This window comes from Nonomuraea sp. B5E05, assembly GCF_039880665.1.
Classification (GTDB): Bacteria; Actinomycetota; Actinomycetes; order Streptosporangiales; family Streptosporangiaceae; genus Nonomuraea.
This window is the reverse complement of record NZ_JBDPMJ010000001.1, coordinates 505,524-527,023: the sequence shown is the minus strand read 5'-3', so window position 1 is coordinate 527,023 and position 21,500 is coordinate 505,524. Positions and strand designations below refer to the sequence as shown.

Here is a 21,500-nt window from a genome sequence, read left to right as displayed (position 1 = left end):
CCGGGTCCGGGAGGGGTCCCGGCGACGTTTCCGGCGCGCGCTCGATGAGGGGCGGCGCGATCTCATGAGTCGGCTCATGAGTCGGGACGGCCGAAAATGATCAGACCGAGGGACGCGAGTGTGAGCAGGCCCAGTGCGACACCGGCGAGCACGGAGGCGTCCACCCCCGACACAGGTTCGTCGTCACCGGCCAACGCGGCCGGAACGGTACCGGTGAAGAACAAGGCGACGAGCCCGGCGACGACCACGCCAAGCGGGTGCGCGCCGGCCTTGGCCAACAGGGCCAACCATCCCCTCATCATCAGGAGAGCCGCCACGACGAACGCCAGCAGCGCCCCACCCTTCATGTCGTCCGGCCCGGCGGTGATCGCCCACGCCATGCCGGCCACCGCAGCGGCGAACAACGACAGCAGGCCCACCATCGCGATGCATTGCACAAGCCGCCGCACGTCTGTCTCCTCGGTGCGCTTCGCCGGACGACCGGAGGGCGAACAACCGGCCTAGTGCGCCGCAGGCTCGTCCCAGGTCGAGGTGCCGTAGAGCACCTGGTACTGATCGACGGGGATGACCAGGTCTGCGGTCTCGACCGGGCGCGCATCGGCGTAGTACGTACGCTCGATCGTCAGCACGATGGCAGGAGCCCCGATGTCGAGCAGCTTCGCCTCCTCCACGGTCGCGTTGCGGGCGGACACCACCTCGGCCGCGTGGGTCACCTGAACGCCGATCTGCCGCATGCGCTCGACCACGCCCTTGCCCGCGTGCGGCCCGTCCTCAGGGAGCACGATCGGCGTTCCCCGGGTGAGCTCCAACGGTTCCCAGGTGGTCGACACCATGACGGGACGGCCGTCCCCACGGAACAGGTAGTCCGTCCGGACGACGTCGGGGTCATCCCCGGCCGCCTCATCGAGCGCGAGCCGCTCCCGGACCTCTTCGGGCGCCAACGTCGTCCTGCTGTTGTAATCCCAGGATCCCGCCAAGCCCTGATCTGCCATCTCACCGGCGAAGGGACTCCCGCCCCGGGCATTCCGATTCCAGCTCCGAACGAGTCGGCGTTTCTCCGGCTGCTTACGCACATACGTGCCTGAGCCGGGTCGCGCGGTGGCGAGCCCTTCTCCGGTGAGCACGTCGAGTACCGCGGCTGCGGTATTGCGCGCGATGCCGTGTTCCTTCGCGATCTCCGGAATGGAGGGCAGGCGATCACCTACGGCCAACTCCCCTGAGCGGATTTTGGCTCGGAGTTCGTCCGCGATGCGCAGATACTTCGGCCGCTCGGCGTCCTGATTCACGAAGACAGCTTGACGGGTTACCTAGTCAGGCAGCAAGCTATCTATGACACGCACAATCCTTCCTAGGATGCAGGTGAGCCCCCAATGCTTCACCAGACACTTCCCGGCACCCCAGAGGCCGTCGAAGACGCTCGTACGTGGATCAAGAAAGCCCTGAGCGCCAGACAACGCCCCCAGATCTCCGTCGCCGACGCCGTCCACGTCGGCACCCACCTGGTGGCCACAGCAGTCCGCCACACTCCCAAGGACGGCGTCGTCGAGATCAAGCTGATCCCGGCACGGAACGGCGGGCTCGTCATCGAGGTCAAGGACCCCAACTCGCCCGCCGCTCCGCACGTCGGCTGCTGGGCGAAGATCTCCTGCATGGTGAGGGGCTTCGGCACGAGCACGTCCATGGAAGGCGGCCACATCGCCTGGTGCGAACTTCCCGAGGCGATCACCTCGGGCCCGACCAGCAGGCCGGACACGTGACTCCGCCGCGCGAACCGGCGGGCGACCCCCGATGGATCAGCCGGCGCGACCGGCCGCCCCCTTGCTTCAGCCCTCACGTGAGCCCGCCGACGTCCCATTGCGAACAGCTCGTCTGGACCGTTCCAGAACGATGGGCTCCCGCGGGGCGCGTTCTGGCCTGGACGTGCGACTGCGAACCGACCTTCTACGAGCTGCGCCAAGCCTGCGGCCTGCGCTTCATCCGCAGGATCGAGAAGAGGAACGCCCTGGTCGAGGAGAGCGATCGGTGGCGCGCGGAATCGCGGCGGCACAGTGGAACGCCCTCCTCATGGGCCACCTCCGATAGATACCTGCAGGCGTGAGATCATCGGCCGGCCCGGATCATCCCTTTCTCGTACGACGTCCCCGGGCGACACTGGACGGCATGTCCAATATCGCACCCGCTCCCCCGCTGCGCGGCCGGGGCGAGGAGGAACGTGTCCTGCTCCGGTTACTGGACGGCGCCCGCTCCGGCTCCGGCGGCGCGTTGCTCCTGGCGGGAGCGCCAGGGATGGGGAAGACGGCGCTGCTCGACCTGGCCGCCGCGCACGCCGGCCAGGACTTTCGCGTGCTGCGCGTCTCGGGGGTCGCGTCGGAGTCGCACCTTCCGTACGCCGGGCTGCACGCCGTGCTGCGCCCGGTCGCCGCGCACGCCACGACGCTGCCCGGGACGCAGCAGCGCGCCCTGACGGAGGCCATGGAGGCGGGGACACCCTCCGGCCTCGCCCTGCCGGCCGCCGTCCTCGGCCTGCTGACGGCGGTGGCGGCGTGCCAGCCGGTCCTGGCCTGCGTGGACGACGTGCACCTGCTGGATCCGGCCAGCCGGGAGGTGCTCGCCTTCGTGGCGAGGCGGGTGTCGTACGAGCCGGTGGCGCTGCTGTTCACCACGACAGCGGACCGGCTGGAAGGTGTGCCGGTCCGGGTGCTGGGCGGGCTTAACGAGGCGGCGGTGCGGGAGCTGGCCGACGACCTGGCGCCCGGCAGGATCGCCGGCGACCTGCTGGCGGCGCTCGACCAGATCGCCCGCGGCAACCCCCTCGCCCTGGCCGAGCTGATCGGCGGTCTCACCCCGGACCAGTTCGCGGGCCTGGCCGCCCCGCCCGCCACGCTCCCCCGTGACGGGCGGCTGTGGCGGACGTACGCCGCCCGCCTGGCGGCCCTCCCGGAGGACACCCGGCGGCTCCTGCTGCTGATCGCCGCCGATCCCGGCCTGGACGTGGCGACGCTGGTCCGCGCCGCCCGCCCCGCCTGCGCGCTCACAGCGCTGGAACCGGCCGAGAGCGCGGGCATCCTGCACACCGGTGGTGACCGCTACGACTTCCACGATCCGGCCGTACGCGGGGTCGCCTACCACGGCGCTCCTCTCGCCCGTCGCCGCGACGCCCACCGCGTACTGGCAGGGCTTCTGGAGGAGCAGCACGCCGACACCCCCGAGGGCCGGCTGCGGCGGGCCTGGCACCGCGCCTGGACGCTCGACGCGCCGGCAGGACCGGACGCGGAACGGCTGGCCGGCGAGCTGGCGGCGGCGGCGCCGAACGCCCGGCCGCCCGGCGGGCCGGAGCCCTACCTCGCGCTCGAACGCGCCGCCGAGCTCACCGGGCACGGTCCGGCCAAGGTCGAGCGGCTGGCCGCCGCCGCCAGGCACGCGTGGATCGCGGGACGGCCCCAGGTCGCCCGCGCGCTGCTGGCCAGGCTGCGCTCGCTCACCGCGCCCGACGAGGTGCGTGGCCGCGTACAGCTCCTGCACGGCAGCCTGGAGCTGCTGCGCGGCGAGACCGGCAGCGCCCGCGAGGAGCTGCTGGCCGCGGCGGCCCGCCTGCTGACCAGCCACCGCACGCTGGGTGTGCGCGCGCTCGTCAGGGCCGCCGACGCCAGCTACCGTGCGGGCGACAACCGGGCGTTCATCGCGATCGCCCGCCAGGCCGCCGCGCTGCGCCGCCCCGACGATGCCGCCCCGGCCCAGCTCATGTTCGAGTACCTGGCGGGCATGGCCTCCACGTTCAGCGGCTCGCACCAGGAGGCCGCCGGGCCGCTGCGGCGGGTGGTCGAGCTGGCCGGCTCCGTCCGCGATCCGGCGGTGCTCGTGTGGGCCTGCGTGGCCAGCCTGCTGCTCGGTGAGGACGCCACCGCGCACCGCCTGTCGGCCCGCGCCGTCGAGGCCGCCCGGGTGCGCGGCGCCGCCTCCGCCGTGCCGCAACTGCTCGAGTACATGATCTACCCGGAGTTCTGGATGGGCAGGTACGCCTCCGTCGCGACGACCGCGGCCGAAGGGCTGCGCCTCGCCCAGGACACCGGCCAGCTCAACACGGCGGCCCAGCACCTGGCCTGGCTGGCGATGACGGCGGCCGTCGAAGGCGACAGGGAAACCTGCCGGGTGCGTGCCAACGCCGCGATCGAGCTGGCCGACGCCCACGAGCTGGGCATCGCGGGTGCCATCGGCACCTGGGCGCTGGCCTGCCTCGACCTGGCCGCGGGTCGTCCCGCCGACGCCGCCGCCCGGCTGCGCGCCGAGCGGCGCAACAACCACGTCGTGATCCGCGTCATGGCCACGCCGCACTTCATCGAGGCGTGCGCGCGTACCGGAGACCGCGACCGCGCCGCCGCCGCGCTGCGCGTGCTCGAACGCTGGGTCGGCAGCACCCGCAGCCCCGACCTGCGCGCTCTCGTGGCCCGCTGCCGGGCGCTGCTCGCCGCGCCCGGCGAGGCGGACGAGCTGTTCCGCGAGGCGCTCGACCTGCACGGGCAGGGGGTGTGCGAGTTCGAGTCGGCCCGCACCCGGCTGCTGTACGGCAGCGCGCTGCGCCGCGAGCGCCGCCCGGGCGCCGCCAGGAACCACCTGCACGCGGCGCTGGAGACGTTCGAACGCCACGGCGCCCGCCTGTGGACCGAACAGGCCAGGACCGAGCTGCGCGCGTCCGGCGACCCGGTACGCCTCACCAGGCCGGACACCACGCGGCAGCTCACGGCGCAGCAGTTGCGGATCGCGCGCATGGTCGCCGAGGGCGCCACCAACAAGGAGGTGGCCGAGCGGCTGTTCCTGAGCAGGCGCACCGTCGAGCACCACCTCAGGAACATCTTCGACCGGCTCGGCGTCCGCTCCCGCGTCGATCTGGTACGCCTCATGTCCTGATCGGAGACCGGTGATTTCACCGATGCACGGCTGACCGCTCATCCGAACAATGGCGACAGAAAGCAGTCACCCCCACTTCGAGCAGGGAGTATGACGACGTGCAGCTCATCACCCCCCACCGCGGCGCGCGAACGTTGACCGCCCTCGCCCTCGCCCTCGCACTCCTCGGCGGCGGCCTCGCCGCCGCTCCCGCCGCCCAGGCGGCCGGCCCGTACGAGCGCGGCCCGGACCCCACGGACGCCTTACTCGAGGCGAGCCGCGGCCCATTCTCGACGTCCCAGCGGAGCGTCTCCTCGCTGGTACTCGGCTTCGGCGGCGGAGAGATCTACTACCCGGACGACACCAGCCAGGGCACGTTCGGGGCGATCGCCATCTCGCCCGGCTACACCGCCAGGTGGTCGAGCCTCGCCTGGCTCGGCCCGCGAATCGCCTCGCACGGCTTCGTGGTGATCGGCATCGAGACCAACACCCTCTACGACCAGCCCGACAGCCGGGGCCGCCAGCTCCTCGCGGCCCTCGACTACCTGGTGGAGGACAGCCCGTCGACCGTACGCAGCCGCATCGACCCGTCCAGGCTGGCCGTGGCCGGCCACTCGATGGGCGGCGGAGGCTCGCTGGAGGCCGCCGACGACCGGTCCTCGCTCCAGGCGGCCGTGCCGATCGCGCCGTGGAACCTGACGAAGAGCTGGTCGGGCGTGCGCGTCCCCACCATGATCATCGGCGGGGAGAGCGACAGCATCGCCCCCGTCTCCACCCACTCCGAGCGCTTCTACGAGAGCATCCCGTCCTCGTCGGAGAAGGCGTACCTGGAGCTCAACGGCGCGAGCCACTTCTTCCCGCAGACCCCCAACACCACGATGGCCAAGTCGATGGTGGCCTGGCTCAAGCGGTTCGTCGACGACGACACCCGCTACGAGCAGTTCCTGTGCCCGCCGCCCGGCGGGCTCGCCATCGAGGAGTACCGCGACACCTGCCCCAGCTCCTGACTTCTCGTCCGGTGGCGGCCGCCTTCACGGGGCGGCCGCCACCGGCGTGCTCCACCCCCGTCCGTGGGGTTTCAGCCGCGGGCAGGCGACCCGCTCGATCCAGTCCACGATCGGCAAGTTCAGGACGACATCTGTGCGCCGCGGCGGCGGACGCCTTTCGAACGGCACGTCCTGCCTTGGCCGCCTGGGCTCGCCTGGAAACACAGAGGAAACAGCTCAAGGACTAAACATGTCGCCATTGAGGGGATGCGCCGGAGGCACTGCCGGCGCCGACCGATTCTCCTGGCAGTTCTGGATCGAAAGGAAAGATGATGCGCTACCGACTCGCCTCTCTCGGGGCCGCCGTAGCCGTTGCCGGCTCTGTGATCGCGTGCGCCCCGGCGGCGGCGTCCGCGCAATCCGACGCGGGTGCCTCGGCCGCCCCGCCCAGGCAGTGTGAGCCTCTCAAGAACGGAACCGTCTGCATCACGCTGCTCCAGAGCCCGCAGCGCATCAGGGTCACCTACAACAAGACGGGCGGGTCGGCCGTCACCGCACGGGTCGGATACAGGAGCAACCAAACAAGCACCGTCAAATGGGACTCCACGTGGTACACCGTGTTCGCGGGGCAGAGCATAACCAGGACCTGGAACGTCAGTTATCCGTGTGACCGCAAATGGATCGGAGCGCTCCAGATCAACGACGGAAGGACCTTCGAAACCGCGGGGGCCGACTGCTGAAGCGGTCAGGCGGGGAGCTTGGTGCGGTGGGAGCGCCGCCGGATCTGGCCGGCACGTGCCGCCCGCCGCAGCAGGACGATCGTGGGCGCCAGGCAGACCAGCAGGGCGAGCAGGCTGGCCTCGGGGCCGAAGGCGCCGCCGGTCAGCGCGGACGGGCCGGAGAGCGTGACGTTCAGCAGGCCGTGGGGCGGCGCGTCCGATCCGGAGAGCATGACACCGAAGACCCCGGCGTGGGTGAAGTTCCAGGCGAAGTGCAGGCCGATGGGCAGCCACAGCGAGCGGGTGGCGACGTAGGCGGCGGTCGTCATGGTCCCGCCCGTCAGGGCGATCGCGAGCGCGCCCCACAGTGTGGCGTTGACGTTGACCAGGTGTGTGGCACCGAACAGCAGCGTGGACACGATCAGGGCGATCACGGTGCCGATTCGTTCCTCCATGATGCGGAACAGGACCCCGCGGAACAGGAGTTCTTCGGCGACGGCGACGCTCGCCATCATGCCCGCGGTGCCGAGGAAGCCGCCGAAGGAGCCCCAGGACACGTCCTGCCAGCCACCGAACACCGCGATCAGCGCCATCAAGACGATGAACAGGCCGGACCCGAGCAGCGCCCCGCGCCGCAACTGCGACCATCTGCCCGTCTTCCCGAGTTCGGGGATGCCGGGGCGGAGCTCGACGGTCCGGCCAAGCCAGCGGTAGCAGGTCAGAGCGGCGACGGCCAGACCGACGCCCACCGGCAGGGCGAGAACCGGTACGGGCGAGACAATCTGGTTGATCCCGGCGGTCGCCATCATCACGCCGAACAACGCGACCAGCAGCACGGGAAACCGGAACTTGCGCAACCGGTGCCGGCCCGGGGAGAGGCCGTCCTGCGGAAAGGTGTTCTCCTGGTGCTCCGTGGACGCCACGACCGCGATCCTCTCGATCAGGTTCCCGCAGTGTTCTCCGCGGTCCATGGAAGATTAGAGATCGGAACGGGGCCTACCATCCCCCTGGAACGAACAGTCGCGGTAGCTCTCACGAGGGATGGCGACTCCATTGCCTCAAGCGCACCTCGGCCATGGCCAGGTCGTAGCACCGACCAGCACGCCAAAGACCGGCACCCGGCTCCCCAGCGAAATTCATCGACGTCGTCGGACCAGCCGGCCGCGTAGAAGCCGGCGACGTCGTCATAGCGGGCGGCCTTCGGCATGACGCCGGCCCTACGCGCCACCGAGGGGCGGGCCGAGGGATGTTCGTCGAGCACGGAACGGCCTTCCGGCAAAGACTGTGCCACGGCAGCGCATGATTCCGGTGTGCATCCCGCCGCCGCCTCTCCGGGCGATAGAAAGATCGGCTCCGGGGTCGAGCAGGCACGGCGGTCAACGCGGGGGTAGGAGATGGGCATGGCCCGGGTCGCGGCGGTCATCGCGCTGGCCGCGCTGAGCGGCGGCGGAGCCGCTCCGGCCGTGGCGGGCGGATCAGCGGCGAGCGGACCGGAGGTGGGCGGACCACCCTGGGCGAGCAGACCACCGTCAGCGAGCGAACCACCGTTCAGGAGCAGACCACCGTCAGCGAGCGAACCACCGTTCAGGAGCGGGCCGGCGTCGGCGAGCGGACCACGGTCGAGGACCGGATCGCCGTCGGCAGGCGAACCGGCGCCGAAGAGCGGGCGGGGGGCGCCGGGGCCGAGACCGGTCGGGCCGCCGTCCGCGAGCCTGCGCATCGGCCAGGCCGCCGTTCCCGACCCGCTGGTCATCGGCGGTCAGGCCGTCTACACGGTGACCGTCACGAACGTGGGCGACTCGGCCGCCGAGGCCGTGACCATCACCGGCACCCTCGACGAGCACGTGGCCCCCGGCCCGCTCCCCGACGGCTGCGTCCTCAACGGCCGGACCATCACCTGCGGCGGGCCGGCCTTGACGATCCCGGCGGGCCGGAGCGTGACCCGTTCGTTCCCTGTCGTGATCGACCCCGATCTTTCCGACGGCACGGCGCTCAGCAGCCGGGCCGAGGTCATCGCCTCGGGCGCGCAGGGCGACTCCGCGCAGTTGCTCACCGAGGCCAGGGCCGCCAGGGCCGACGTCACGATCACCAAGGCGGCGACGCTCACCGCCGGCGGCGCCATCGCCTATGCGGTGACGGTCGTCAACGAGGGGCTCACGCCGGCGACCGGCGTCACGGTACGCCATCCGGCCGGCGGCGCGACGATCGCCGACCGCCCGCCGGAGTGCCCTGGAACCGGTCCTGCCCTCGTCTGCTCCCTCGGCACGCTCGCGCCGTCGGAACGCAGGACGTTCATGTTCACCCTCGCGCCCGGCGAGCCCGGTCTGGTCAGGAACTGCGCCACGGTCAGCGCCGACGGCGACGAGGCGAACACCGCGAACAACCGCTCCTGCACCTCCACCGCCGTGAAACCCGTACGGGCGGCCACCACGGACGAGCCCGCCCCCGACGAGCCCACCCCTGCCGCGGAGCCCACGGAGGTCAAGGGCGCGGCGCCGGGGCCCGGGCCGCGCGAGGCCGCCCCCGGCGAGCGGGCGGGCCGGCACGAGCACCGTTCCGCGGCGCACGACCGGGCGCCGCGCGCGGAAGGGCTCGAAGACCAGCGGCCGCTCCCCATGACCGGCGTGTCGATCTGGATGCTCGGTCTCGGGACGGCGGTGCTGCTGGCGATCGGCCTGCTCGTACGCTATTTCTCCCGCCGCGACCGGGCCAGCGGGATGCCCTGATTCCAGCCGCTGCGCGGCGCCAGCGCGTCGCGCGTCCACGTCCCGAGCACCAGCAGCGTCTTCGTGCCCGTCACGTCGCCGGCCCTGCGCAGCCGGTCGATGACCTGCTGGAGGTGCCCGAGGTCCCGCACCCGTACGTGGATCAGCGCGTCCGGGTCGCCGGCGATCGTGAAGACCTCCTGCACCTCGGGCACGTCGGTGGCCGTCCGGACGATCTCGCTGACCGGGGTGGTGCCGGGGTAGCGCAGCTCGGTGAACGCCTCGATGCCCCATCCGAGCTTGGCGTAGTCGATCTGCACGGTGAACCCGGTGATGACGCCCAGGTCCCTGAGCCGGTCGACGCGCCGCTTGACGGCGGCCACGGACAGGCCGACCCGCTCGGCCATCTCGGAGAACGTCCTGCGCCCGTCCTCCCGCAGCAGGCGCAGCACCTGGTGGTCGATGTCGTCGACGTCGGGCATGCGAGAACCTTCCCCTGGGCGCAAACAACTTCGGACATCAGGCACGACGCCGTATTTTGTTTGCGTCTTGCGAGCGCTTTCTCGGCTCATACTTGCGCATAGTGTGCCCGCATTGCTGTGCTGGGAATCCCACGTACGAAGCCAGGAGGTCCGCATGAGCCCCAGCGAGACTCCCGCCCCCGTGTCACTCGACGACAAGTACGCGGCGCTCGACGGCCGGGTGCTCATCTCCGGCGTGCAGGCCCTGGTCCGCCTGACGCTGGAGCAGCGCAGGCTCGACCGGGCGCGCGGGCTGGACACGCGGGCGTTCGTGTCCGGTTACCAAGGGTCCCCGCTGGGCGGTGTCGACCTGGAGATGGGGCGGGCGTCGCGGTTCCTGGACGACATGGGCGTGGTGTTCAAGCCGGGCCTGAACGAGGAGCTGGCGGCCACGGCGGTGGCCGGCACCCAGCTGCTCGACCAGGTGCCGGGCCGCCGTCACGAGGGCGTGACGGGCTTCTGGTACGGCAAGAACCCCGGCCTCGACCGGGCCGCCGACGCCATCAGGCACGCCAACACGGCGGGCACGGCCCCGCTCGGCGGCGCGGTGGCCTGGATCGGCGACGACCCCGGCTGCAAGTCGTCCACGCTGCCCAGCTCGTGCGAGCCGATGTGCCAGAGCCTGGCCATGCCGCTGCTCGCGCCCGGCTCGATCGCCGAGATCATCGAGTTCGGGCTGCACGCGGTGGCCCTGTCGCGCGCGACCGGGCTCTGGGCCGGGCTGAAGATCGTGGCCGACATCGCCGACGCGTCCGCCACGGTCGACCTCGGCCCGCTGCGCGAGCACATCCCGTTCCCGGACCGCGCCGCCCGCGCGTCGTCCCCGATCCTGCTGGGCGCGGCGGCGCTGGACGCCGAGCACGACCTGCTGACCCGCCGCCTCGACCTGGCCCGCGCGTACGCCCGCACGCACCGCCTGAACCGGGTGATGGCCGGCGAGGGCAACACCGCGCTGGGGATCGTCGCGTCCGGCACGACGTACGCGGTGGTCCTGCGGGCGCTGGCCGACCTGGGCCTCGACCGGTCAGCCCTGGACGACGCCGGGCTGCGGCTGATCCGGCTCGCGATGCCGTTCCCGCTCGACCACGCCGAGCTGGCCGCCATGACGTGCGACCTCGACCGGGTGCTCGTGGTCGAGGACAAGGTGCCGTTCCTGGAAGGGCAGCTCAAGCAGGCCCTGTACGGCCGCGACCGGGTGCCGGCCGTGCTGGGCAGGGAACTGCTGAGCGCCCGTGGCACCCTGAGCTCCGAGGACGTCGCCAAGGCCCTGGTCGCCTGCCTGGACCCCGACCGGCTGCCCCGGGCCTCCGTCACCACCGGCCCAGCAAAGGACGCGGCCAAGAACGCGGCGAAGAAGCCGCGGCCCCTGCTTCCGCTGGTCGCCGCGCGCACGCCGTACTTCTGCTCGGGCTGCCCGCACAACACCTCCACCCGCACCTCCGACGGGACGCTCGTCGGCGTCGGCATCGGCTGCCACGCCATGATCGCGCTGGACGGGCACGGGCGCGGCACCCAGGTCGGCATCACCCAGATGGGCGGTGAGGGAGCCCAGTGGATCGGGCTGGCGCCGTTCACCGAGGACCGGCACTTCGTGCAGAACATCGGCGACGGCACCTTCCACCACTCCGGCTCGCTGGCGATCAGGGCGGCGGTGGCCGCCGGGGTGACGATGACGTACAAGCTGCTCTACAACGACGCCGTCGCCATGACCGGCGGGCAGCGCGCGGAGGGCCGGCTCGACGTGCCCACGCTGACGCGGGAGCTGGCGCTGGAGGGCGTGCGCCGCGTCGTGGTCACCACGCCGGAGCCGGAGACGTACCGCGGGGTGCGGCTGGCGCCGATCGCGTCCGTACGGCACCGCGACGACCTGCCCGAGGTCGAGAAGGAACTGGCCGCGCTCGACGGCGTGACCGTGCTCATCCACGACGACCGGTGCGCCGCCGAGGAGCGGCGGCTGCGCAAGCGCGGCAAGCTGCCCACGCCCACCGAGAAGGTCGTGATCAACGAGCGGGTCTGCGAGGGCTGCGGCGACTGCGGCGACGTCTCGACCTGCCTGTCCGTGCAGCCGGTCGAGACCGAGTACGGCCGCAAGACCCGCATCCACCAGGCGTCCTGCAACACCGACCTGAGCTGCCTCAAGGGCGACTGCCCTTCGTTCCTGCTGGTCGAGCCGGGCACCAGGCGGCCGCACCAGGCTCCGCCGCTGCCCGCGGAACCGCCGGAGCCCGCCGTCCGGGTGGGCGACGACGTGCTCATCAGGATGCCCGGCATCGGCGGCACCGGCGTCGTCACCGTCTCGCAGATCCTGCAGATGGCGGCGCACCTCGACGGCCTGCACACGGCCGGGCTGGAGCAGACCGGGCTGGCGCAGAAGGGCGGGCCCGTGGTCAGCGACGTGCGGATCTCGCCGCGCCCGCTCGCGGGCTCCGTACGCGCCTCGCACCGCATGGCCGACGTGCTCATCGGGTTCGACCTGCTCGGCGCGGCGGCCGACGCCAACCTGGCCGTGGCCGCGCCCGAACGCACCATCGCCGTGCTGAACACCTCCGTCGTGCCCACCGCCGCCATGGTGACCGGTCGCGCGCCGGTGCCGGGACACGCCGGCGCGGTCGCCCGCGTCGAGCCGGCCGTCAAGGCCGTCGAGTGCGTGGCCGCCCACGAGCTGGCCGACGTCCTGTTCGGCGACCACATGCCGGCCAACCTGCTGCTGCTCGGCGCCGCCTACCAGCTCGGCTGCCTGCCGGTCTCGGCCGCGTCCATCGAGCGGGCCATCACCCTCAACAGGGCCTCCGTCGAGCAGAACCTCGCCGCCTTCCGCTGGGGCCGCACCGCCGTGTCCGACCCCGCCGCGGTGCGCGAGATCATGGCGCCGGCGCCCGTGCCGGAAGGGTTCGACGAGGTGGTGGCGGCGCGCGCCGCCGACCTGACCGGCTACCAGAACGCGACGTACGCCCGCACGTACGCCCAGGACGTGCGCCGGGTGCGCGCCGCCGCCGTCCAGCGCGCCGGTAAGGAGGCGGGCGCCGAGATCGCCCTCGCCTACGCCCGCGGCCTGCACAAGCTCATGGCCTACAAGGACGAGTACGAGGTCGCCCGCCTCCACCTCGACCCGGCCGAGCAGGAGCGGCGCGAGCGCGAGTTCGGCGCCGACGCGGCCGTGTCCGTGCTGCTGCACCCGCCGCTGCTGCGCGCTATGGGCATGAAGCGCAAGATCAGGCTGCGCCGCTCGGCCCCCGTGCTGTTCCGCGGGCTGCGGGCCGCGCGGGTGCTGCGCGGGACGGCGCTCGACGTGTTCGGCCAGGCCAAGGTACGCCGCGTCGAACGCGAGCTCGTCACCGAATATCGTGATCTCATGCGCGCCGCCCTGTCCCGGCTCACCCCCGGCACCGCCGCCGCCGTCACCGAGATCGCGGGCCTGCCCGACCTGGTCCGCGGGTACGAGGACATCAAGCTCGCCCGGGTCGCCGACTTCCGCGAGCGCGCCAGGACCGCCCTGGCGCGGCTGGACGAGCCCGCCCCGACCCAGGAGTGACCGTGACCGTCGACCGTCTGCTTCCCGACCAGGACGCCAAGGACCTCATCGACCTGACGCGCGAGATCGCCGACAAGGAGCTCGCGCGCCGCGTGGACGAGCACGAACGCGCCGAAACCTACCCCGACGGGCTGTTCGCCACGCTGGGCGGCGCGGGGTTGCTCGGGCTGCCGTACCCGGAGGAAATGGGTGGCGGCGGGCAGCCGTACGAGGTCTACCTGCAGGTGATCGAGGAACTGGCGATGCGGTGGGCGGCCGTCGCGGTCGCGACCAGCGTGCACACCCTCGCCTGCTTCCCCGTCCACGCCTACGGCACCCCCGAGCAGCGCGAGCGGTGGCTGCCCGACATGCTGGCAGGACGCGTCATCGGCGGCTACAGCCTGTCGGAGCCGCAGGCCGGATCCGACGCCGGCGCCCTCAGCTGCAAGGCGGAGCGGGTCGAGACCGGCTACCGGATCACCGGCAACAAGGCGTGGATCACCCACGGCGGCATCGCCGACTTCTACGCCCTGTTCGCCCGCACCGGTGAGGGGTCGCGCGGCGTCTCCTGCTTCCTCGCCCCCGGGACCGCCGAAGGGCTCTCCTTCGGACGCCCGGAGGAGAAGATGGGCCTGCACGCCGTCCCCACGACCAGCGCCCACTGGGACGGCGCCGTCCTGGACGCCGACCGGCTCATCGGCGAGGAGGGTCAGGGGCTGCAGATCGCCTTCAGCGCCCTCGACTCCGGCCGGCTCGGCATCGCCGCCTGCGCCACCGGCCTCGCCCAGGCCGCGCTCGACGAAGCCGTCGCCTACGCCAAGGAGCGGCAGACGTTCGGCAAGCGCATCATCGACCACCAGGGGCTCGGGTTCCTGCTCGCCGACATGGCGGCCGGGGTTGACAGCGCGCGGGCGACGTACCTCGACGCGGCCCGCCGCCGCGACGCGGGGCTGCCGTACGGCCGGCAGGCGAGCATCGCCAAACTGGTCGCCACGGACGCGGCGATGAAGGTGACGACGGACGCGGTGCAGGTGTTCGGCGGGTACGGGTACACGCGGGAGTTCCGGGTCGAGCGGTACATGCGCGAGGCCAAGATCATGCAGATCTTCGAGGGCACGAACCAGATCCAGCGCCTGGTGATCAGCCGTCACCTGGCAAAGTAGCCCCTGACGTGCGGAAACCCCGCTTCCCTGTGATGGGAGGCGGGGTTCTTGGTGTGGGGATCAGGCTCATAGAGCGGCGCGCAAGCATTCGGTGGCCAAGAACAGGTGTCCGTGCCGCGGGCGGCCTCGCCCGCGGCGACCTCGGCGAGGAACGCCGACAAGTCGGAGCTGCCGGGCGAGACCGCAGCGAGTAGCCGTCCCCGCTGGTGGACAGGCACGTGTCCGCCCCGGCCGGCGCAGGGACCACGAGTGGTTGTGCAGCGTCCGCCGCCCGGTGCCGGGCCGGTGCTCACTCCACAGGGCGTGCAGGAGCGCATCGTGCGGCACCACCTGGTTGGCCCGCGGGATGAGCAGCGCAAGCGGCGTGCGTTGTTTCTCCCCGACGACCGGCCAACTGCTCCCGTCCCGCCAGGTCTCCGCCGGCCGGCCCCAGCACCCGAAACCGCACGTGCCATCCGCTGAAGTCACGAGTCTTCATGATCGAGTACTCGTGTCTCACGTTCCGCACCATTCGGAATTACAAGATCGCGACAATCGCCGGAGAATCTTCACAGAGCCGTCTTCCAGACTTAAGTTTCCGTTCTTGATCGGGGCTAATGCCTCAGGTCAGCGAGCACCGACATCTATGGAGGATTGGGTGGGCTTCTTCTCATCGGGGTCTGAACGTGACCGCCGCCGTTTCTTATCGGACAGCCCACCGCTGCGTCGGCGCGGCTCGGCCCGCGCGCGGGCGGTGCTGGCCGTCGGCACCACGGCCACGCTGCTCCTGGGCACTGCCCACGCGGCGGAAGCTGGGGTGAGTGCGCTCGCCGACCCCGCGGCGCAGGTGGAAACCGCGCCGAAGCCCGTCGCGGAACGGCCGGACCGTGTCTCCGCGGCGCTGTCGGCCCGGCTCCAGGGCAGCCGAGTCCTGGTCATGGATGAGCTGACCGAGAGCACCACCACGTACGTCAATCCCGACGGGACCGTCACCCTGGAGGCGTCCAGCGGACCCTCCAGGATCAGGCAGGGCGACACCTGGTCCAACATCGACACCACCCTCGTGGAGGCCGAGGGCGTGCTCAAACCGCGTGCCGCGTTCGGCGGGCTGGAGATTTCCGCGGGCGGTGACGAGAAGCCGCTGGTGAAGCTCGTCCCCGGCGAAGACACGGAGTACGCGCTTTCCGCGCCGGTGAAGCTGCCGGCCCCGGTGGTGCAGGGGAACAAGGCGGTCTACACCGATGCGGCGGGCCCCGGCGCGGACATCGTAGTGACGGCGCTGCCGACGGGGGTACGGCACGACGTGCTCCTGCGGCAGCGGCCGGAGGGTCCCCTCGAGTTCCGATTCCCCATGAGGACCAAGAACCTTTCGCTGTCCAAGACGAAGCAGGGCGGGCTCAAGGTCACCACGGACAAGGGCGAAGTGCTCGCGGCGGCGCCCCGGTCGTACATGTTGGACGCCCGTGTCACGCAGGCCGAGCGGCTCGACGGCGCCTCCGCTCCGGAGGTCGGTGACATCGACGTGCAGATCACTGGCTCCGAACTGGTCCTGCGGCCCGATCCGGAGTTCCTCGAGGACCCTGCGACCACTTACCCCGTCACTGTCGATCCCGCCTTCACCCTCCCTATAAGGGAGGGCCGTAGCATCAACTCGCCGTGTCCCGACGGCGACCTGACGACGGACTGGGCGGTCCACGTCGGTCTGAGCGACAACAACTGCTCCTCCAACTGGTCGGCCAAGATCTTCTCGCGGGCCCTGCTCGACTTCGACACCACCTCGCTGGCTGGGCAGGAGGTCGTCAACGCGCGCCTCGACCTCGTCGGCGACCTGTGGACGTGCCCGACGGGGCAGCAACTCATGGTCCAGCGCATCACCGGCGCGTGGTACCCGAATGACGTCTTCTGGGACAACCAGCCCGCCGTTACGGACGCCGGGGCGGTCACCTCGCCTCCTCCGGCGATTTGCAACCCGGCGTCGGAGCCGACCGCCAACGTGCCGTGGAGCATCGCCATCACCGACATCGCCAAGTCCTGGGCGACTGGATCGAGCGGGCGCGGCCTCATGCTGCGGGCCACCATCGAGGACAAGTCGCGGCCGATGTTCAGCTTCGACTTCCACGACACCGTGGACGACGCCCCCAAGCTCGTGGTCACGTACGGCGCCGCGCCCTGGGTCGAGCACCTGCGCACAGTGCCGGTGTCCAGCCCGACCCGCAAGCTCGAACCCCCGGTGGGCGAGCAGCCGCAGATCTCCGGGCGCCTGTTCACCACGACCACACGTCCCACGCTGCAGAGCGGGCTCCGAGGGACGGGCACCACCCTACGTGCGGACTTCGAGATCGAGCACGATCCCGCCGCCACTGGGCAGGGGAGCGGGTTCATCTGGTCGGGCAGCGCCGAAGCGCCCGCCGGCGAGGTGGCGAAGCTGACCGTTCCTGAAGGAACGCTCCAAGACGGTTGGCGCATCCGCTGGCGCAGCAGGGCTGTGGATGGCGACGTCGAATCGGCCTGGTCGCAGTGGCAGCCGGTGAGCATCGACGCGTCCAGACCGCAGGAGCCGACGGTGCACTGCAACGGCACGGTCCCTGAAGGCGCGTGGAGGCCGCGAGGGGAAATCACCTGCTCCGTCGAATCGGCCTCGAAGGACGTCACGGAGTACCTCTGGGATTTCGACAACCCCGTCCCCTCGACCATCCAAGAGGCGGGCGTCTGGGAGGACTCCCTCGGTGAGACGCGTGAGATCAAGGAGACGCTCGGCGACGGCTGGCACACGCTCTACGTCAGGACGCGGGACAAGGCGCACAACACCTCCGATGTCGCTGCCTACACCCTGGGCGTCGGCCCCGGCGGCATCGTGACCGCGCGCAGGCAGCCCCGCACCTACCGCACTGTGACCCTCGACGCGTCCGCGCCTCCGGCCCGCGACGAGGTGACGTACGAGTACACGACGAGCACGATGCCGTGGGCCGAATGGAGCCCTGTTCCGACCAAGCACGTCTTCGCGGCGGGCAGTGGCACCCCGATCGCCTCCTGGCCGCAGACCCGCACCGACACCACGAAGGACTTCGGCGCCCTGTCGTGGGACCTCGCCGCGACCCTGAAGGAGAGCCAGGAGGCGGAGGGCTTCGTCCAGTTGCGGGCCTGTTTCGAGGGCGGCTCGGTCGGCTTCGAGTGCTCCAACCCGATCGAGGTCTCGCTCACCAAGGCTGCGACCGGTGACCACCATGCCAGCAGCGAGATGGGACCCGGCTCTGTGGCGCTGGTCAACGGCGACTTCGCGCTGCAGGCCACGGACGCCGAGGTCTTCGGGGTCAAGGTCGCTCGCGTGCACAGGACGCTGAGCACCGAGTTCGACTCGACCGTGCCGGACGAGTACAAGGTGTTCGGCCCTGGCTGGCAAGTGGCCTTTCCGGCGGTTCCGTCGTGGGTGGCTGCGTACGTCCCCGTGGACGGCTCCAACAAGGGCTGGATGCAGCTCATCGGCCCGGACGGTTCCACGTTTACCTACACGAAGAACGGCGACGTCTACACCGGGACCGGCGACGCGGCTGACGGCACCTTCATCTCTGTCACCGACGAGCAGTTGACGGTCACCGACAAGACCGGCGCCAAGACCACCTTCGTGAAGGTCAACGGGACCTGGGTGGTCGCACGTACGGAAGGGCCTGCGGCCGAGTCGGCTGTGACCTACTTCCGCGACGACCAGGCCAGGATCACGCGCGTCCTGACGCCCGCCGCCAGTGGCGTGCAGTGCGGGACGACGCTGGTGCCCGGATGCCGGGCGCTCGAACTGCAGTACGCCGCCGAGACAACCGCGACGGGTGTGCCCTCCGGGTGGGGCGACTACAAGGGCAACGTCAAGAGCCTGTCGCTGACCGCCTTCGACCCCGAGTCCAACGCTATGAAGACCGTTACTCTCGCGGCATACGCCTACGACTCCACGGGGCGGCTACGTCAGGTGACGGATCCCCGTTCGAACCTGGCCACGCTCTACTACTACACAGGCGAGGGCCGCATCTCACAGGTGACGCCGCCCGGGCTCGCGCCGTGGCGGCTGGAGTACGACGCCGCGGGCCGCTTGGCCCACGCCCAGCGTGAGAACGGCGATCAGGACCCCACCTGGGCGGTGGCCTACGACGTTCCCGTCGGCGGGGCGTCCGCGCCCAACGACCTCACGCTCGCGCGCACCGCGACGTGGGGGCAGACCGATAACCTGCCCGTGGTCGGAGCCGCAGTCTTTCCCGCCTCGCACGTCCCGGCCCGAGGCGCGGACGGCGCGTACCACCCTCAGGCCGCCGACTGGGAGCACGGATCACTCACCTACATGGACGGCCTCGGCCGGGCCGTGAACACGGCCGCATTCGGCGCGGGCGAGTGGCAGATCGATGCCACACGCTACGACAAGGAGAACAACGCGGTCTGGCAACTCACCAGGGAGAACCGGGCGCGGGCAGTGACGCCGACGGCCGACACCGATCCTTACACGGCCGCGCGGGCCGACTCTGCGGAGCGAGCGAACCTGCTAGCGACGATCTCGGAGTACAACGCCGATGGGGACCTCGTGTCAACCGACGGCCCCGCGTCCACTATCGCGCTCGGTGACGGGCAACTGGTCACCGCCAGGCAGCGCACGACCCAGCAGTACGACGTGGGCAAGCCCGTCTCCGACCTCGCCTACCACCTGGTGACCGAGTCCAAGACCGTGCCCGTGGTGGTGGACGGTACGGCGGTCCCCACAGACGACGACGTCAGCACGCAGAAGATCGGCTACGACCCGATCGCCTCGGGTGACGCGTCCGGCTGGAGCCTGCGCAAGCCGACGAGCACTACCACGGTCAACCCGGACGGCGACGACATTGTCAGCCGGATCCGCTACGACGTGGCGGGGCGCGAGGTCGAGCGCAGACAGCCCGCCTCGTCCGGCCGCGACGCGGGCAGCATCGCCACCTACACCTACGCCGCCGAAGCGCACCCAGTGGCGGCCGAGTGCGGGAACCGCCCCGCCTGGGCAGGCTGGACGTGCAAGGTCACGCCTGTGACTCAGCCGGCGACGGGCAAGCCACTCGCCGTCGAGCACACCACCAGCTACAACATCTACGGCGCGATCACGACCAAGACCGAGACCGTGCAGGACGTGATCCGCACAGCAACGACCACCTACGACGTCGCGGGTCGTTCGATCAAAGCCAAGGCCGAGGTCTCTCCGGAGACCGCCGGCGGTGCGCCGTTCCCGGAGATGAGCTACGTCTACGACGAGGCGACCGGTCTGCAGACCAGGAAGGAGGCCGGGAACGATACGGTCGTCGTCACCTACGACAGCTTCGGCCGCCCGTGGAAAACCACCGACGCCACGGGAAACCTCGCCACTGTCACCTACGACCTGGACGGCCGCATCGCCACCACCAACGACGGCAAGGGCACCGTCACCTTCACCTACAACGGCACGGACGCAAACGGCAAGGCCGAGCGCCGTGGCATGATCACGCAGGTGGAGACTGGCGGGGCCGGCACGTTCCGCGGCGCCTACGACCAGGCGGGAAAGCTGATCGAACAGGTCTACCCGAACGGCATAGTCGCGGCAAGCAACTATGACAGCAACGGTAAGCGGACCAGGCTCGCCTACACCAAGGATGACCAGGTTTGGCTGTCGTTCTCCGCGGTGCCCGATTTCCAGGGGCGGACCGTCACGCAGCACAGTCCTGGCAGCCGCCAGGACTACGGCTACGACTTCGCGGGGCGGCTGGAGCGCGTTCAGGACGCGTACCAGGGAGAATGCGTCACCCGCAGCTACGCGTTCGACCAGAACACCAACCGCACCAGCCTCATCACCCATCCCGCCGACGACTCGGGGCAGTGCACCACGAGCACCGATCCGACGACAGTGAACTACACATACGACCAAGCCGACCGGCTGACCCGCCAGGGCTACGCGTACGACGCCTTCGGCAGGACGACGTCCGTGCCCGCATCGGACGTGCTCGGCGGCGCCGCCCTGTCCATCGGCTACTTCGTGCACGACACCGTGGCCTCCATCACACAGAACGGCACGACGACCACCTACACTCGCGACCCGGCCGGCAGGGTCAAGAGCGCGACCACCACGGGTGGCGCAAACCCGGGTACGGTCACCCACCACTATTCCGGGCTGGAGGACTCCCCCGCCTGGATCAGCGAGGCCGATGGAACGTGGAGCAGGAACGTCGCGAGCCTGGAAGGGCTCGGCGCCATCCAAAGCAGTAGCGGCGCCGTCACGCTCCAACTCATCAACCTGGACGGCGACATCGTCTCAACGGTCAGCGGTGCCGCCGTCGGCGTCGACAGTTACACCGAAACCACCGAGTACGGCGTCTCCCGGGACACCGCCGACACGAACCCGCGCTACGGCTGGCTCGGCAGCAAACAGCGCGCCGGAGACGCCCAGGGCGGCCTCGTGCTAATGGGCGTGCGGCTCTACAATCCCATCACTGGGCGTTTCCTGCAGGAGGACCCGGTCGTGGGAGGCAGCTCCAACGCCTACGACTACTGCGACGCCGATCCGATCGGCAAACTCGATCTGGCGGGAACCTATCCGGAAGAGCAGACCGGCTACACGGAGCACGTGGTCGACCATGGCATGTACACATCGACGTGGTTGGAGAACGCCAACGACATCGCCGTCAACGTCGCCTGTCTAGGTTACGCCTCTGTTGCATGCATGCTCGCCTTTAAAGGAACGGAGGTACGTCAGTACGTGAAGGATGTCACCCGAATCAGAACTTATGTACAGACAAAGCAGAAGATCTTCAATCCGTGTTGGGGGAGAAAACTCTACGAAAAGTGCAAGGGGCGTACCTACCTTATCGTGTGGAAGCGGAATCGCGTTGAAACCGAGCGCACCCACTGGATCAGGGAGGTCACCTACTACGTGTTCCGCTGGGGGAGCAGGATCGCCCGCGACACAGGATGGAAGGTGGAGCGCGCCACTATCTCCGTCTCATACACGGCCTGGAGGCAAACCGACAAGATCTACATTAGCCAATGATCGGCCCCAAG

Annotated in this window: 12 protein-coding genes; 8 read left to right on the top strand and 4 right to left on the bottom strand. The window is 70.6% G+C overall.

All coding sequences use genetic code 11. The features are described from left to right. Window positions 1–74: 74 nt before the first annotated feature. On the bottom strand, window positions 75–449 hold the full coding sequence (locus ABGB01_RS02440) for a hypothetical protein (RefSeq protein WP_347769764.1): 375 nt from the start codon (window positions 447–449) through the stop codon (window positions 75–77). Between the two features lie 51 nt (window positions 450–500). Then, on the bottom strand, window positions 501–1,286 hold the full coding sequence (locus ABGB01_RS02435) for a GntR family transcriptional regulator (RefSeq protein ID WP_347769762.1): 786 nt from the start codon (window positions 1,284–1,286) through the stop codon (window positions 501–503). An 84-nt stretch (window positions 1,287–1,370) separates the two neighbouring features. Between ABGB01_RS02435 and ABGB01_RS02430 the strand changes: the two genes are divergently transcribed. From ABGB01_RS02430 to ABGB01_RS02415, 4 genes are all read left to right on the top strand, one after another. Continuing rightward, complete coding sequence (locus tag ABGB01_RS02430) at window positions 1,371–1,757, top strand: ATP-binding protein (protein ID WP_347769760.1); 387 nt, start codon at window positions 1,371–1,373, stop codon at window positions 1,755–1,757. Window positions 1,758–2,160: 403 nt separating this feature from the next. Further along, window positions 2,161–4,905 carry an AAA family ATPase gene (locus ABGB01_RS02425; RefSeq protein ID WP_347769758.1) on the top strand — a complete coding sequence of 915 codons (2,745 nt, stop codon included), beginning with the start codon at window positions 2,161–2,163 and terminating at the stop codon, window positions 4,903–4,905. A 98-nt stretch (window positions 4,906–5,003) separates the two neighbouring features. After that, a complete protein-coding gene (locus tag ABGB01_RS02420) occupies window positions 5,004–5,891 on the top strand; it encodes an alpha/beta hydrolase (RefSeq protein ID WP_347769756.1) in 888 nt (295 codons plus the stop codon). 311 nt (window positions 5,892–6,202) lie between these two features. Beyond that, complete coding sequence (locus ABGB01_RS02415) at window positions 6,203–6,610, top strand: hypothetical protein (protein ID WP_347769754.1); 408 nt, start codon at window positions 6,203–6,205, stop codon at window positions 6,608–6,610. Window positions 6,611–6,615: 5 nt separating this feature from the next. Here the strand turns inward: ABGB01_RS02415 and ABGB01_RS02410 are convergent, their stop codons facing one another. Continuing rightward, on the bottom strand, window positions 6,616–7,512 hold the full coding sequence (locus ABGB01_RS02410) for a type II CAAX endopeptidase family protein (protein ID WP_347769752.1): 897 nt from the start codon (window positions 7,510–7,512) through the stop codon (window positions 6,616–6,618). Window positions 7,513–7,989: 477 nt separating this feature from the next. On the opposite strand from ABGB01_RS02410, the gene ABGB01_RS02405 reads away from it, so the two are divergent. Continuing rightward, entirely contained in the window at window positions 7,990–9,315 is a 1,326-nt protein-coding gene (locus ABGB01_RS02405; RefSeq protein ID WP_347769750.1) for a hypothetical protein, read from the top strand. Here the strand turns inward: ABGB01_RS02405 and ABGB01_RS02400 are convergent. Next, window positions 9,276–9,776, bottom strand: coding sequence for an Lrp/AsnC family transcriptional regulator (locus ABGB01_RS02400; RefSeq protein ID WP_132508840.1), 501 nt, complete (start codon window positions 9,774–9,776; stop codon window positions 9,276–9,278). The genes ABGB01_RS02405 and ABGB01_RS02400 overlap by 40 nt on opposite strands. Before the next feature lie 154 nt (window positions 9,777–9,930). Here ABGB01_RS02400 and ABGB01_RS02395 point away from each other — a divergent pair, with 154 nt between their 5' ends. The 3 genes from ABGB01_RS02395 (at window position 9,931) to ABGB01_RS02385 (ending at window position 21,489) form a co-directional block, all read left to right on the top strand. Beyond that, window positions 9,931–13,347, top strand: a complete 3,417-nt coding sequence (locus tag ABGB01_RS02395; RefSeq protein ID WP_347769748.1) for an indolepyruvate ferredoxin oxidoreductase family protein — start codon at window positions 9,931–9,933, stop codon at window positions 13,345–13,347. Window positions 13,348–13,349: 2 nt separating this feature from the next. Further along, a complete protein-coding gene (locus tag ABGB01_RS02390; RefSeq protein WP_347769746.1) occupies window positions 13,350–14,489 on the top strand; it encodes an acyl-CoA dehydrogenase family protein in 1,140 nt (379 codons plus the stop codon). A 637-nt stretch (window positions 14,490–15,126) separates the two neighbouring features. Further along, window positions 15,127–21,489 (top strand): DNRLRE domain-containing protein, encoded by a 6,363-nt coding sequence (locus ABGB01_RS02385; RefSeq protein ID WP_347769744.1) that lies wholly within the window; start codon window positions 15,127–15,129, stop codon window positions 21,487–21,489. Window positions 21,490–21,500 lie beyond the last annotated feature (11 nt).

What these genes read in the sequence shown, in the direction of transcription:
- ABGB01_RS02430 (WP_347769760.1), top strand. Translation starts at nt 1,371, where the DNA reads ATGCTTCACCAGACACTTCCCGGCACCCCAGAGGCCGTCGAAGACGCT.
- ABGB01_RS02425 (WP_347769758.1), top strand. Translation starts at nt 2,161, where the DNA reads ATGTCCAATATCGCACCCGCTCCCCCGCTGCGCGGCCGGGGCGAGGAG.
- ABGB01_RS02415 (WP_347769754.1), top strand. Translation starts at nt 6,203, where the DNA reads ATGCGCTACCGACTCGCCTCTCTCGGGGCCGCCGTAGCCGTTGCCGGC.
- ABGB01_RS02405 (WP_347769750.1), top strand. Translation starts at nt 7,990, where the DNA reads ATGGCCCGGGTCGCGGCGGTCATCGCGCTGGCCGCGCTGAGCGGCGGC.
- ABGB01_RS02400 (WP_132508840.1), bottom strand. Translation starts at nt 9,776, where the DNA reads ATGCCCGACGTCGACGACATCGACCACCAGGTGCTGCGCCTGCTGCGG.
- ABGB01_RS02395 (WP_347769748.1), top strand. Translation starts at nt 9,931, where the DNA reads ATGAGCCCCAGCGAGACTCCCGCCCCCGTGTCACTCGACGACAAGTAC.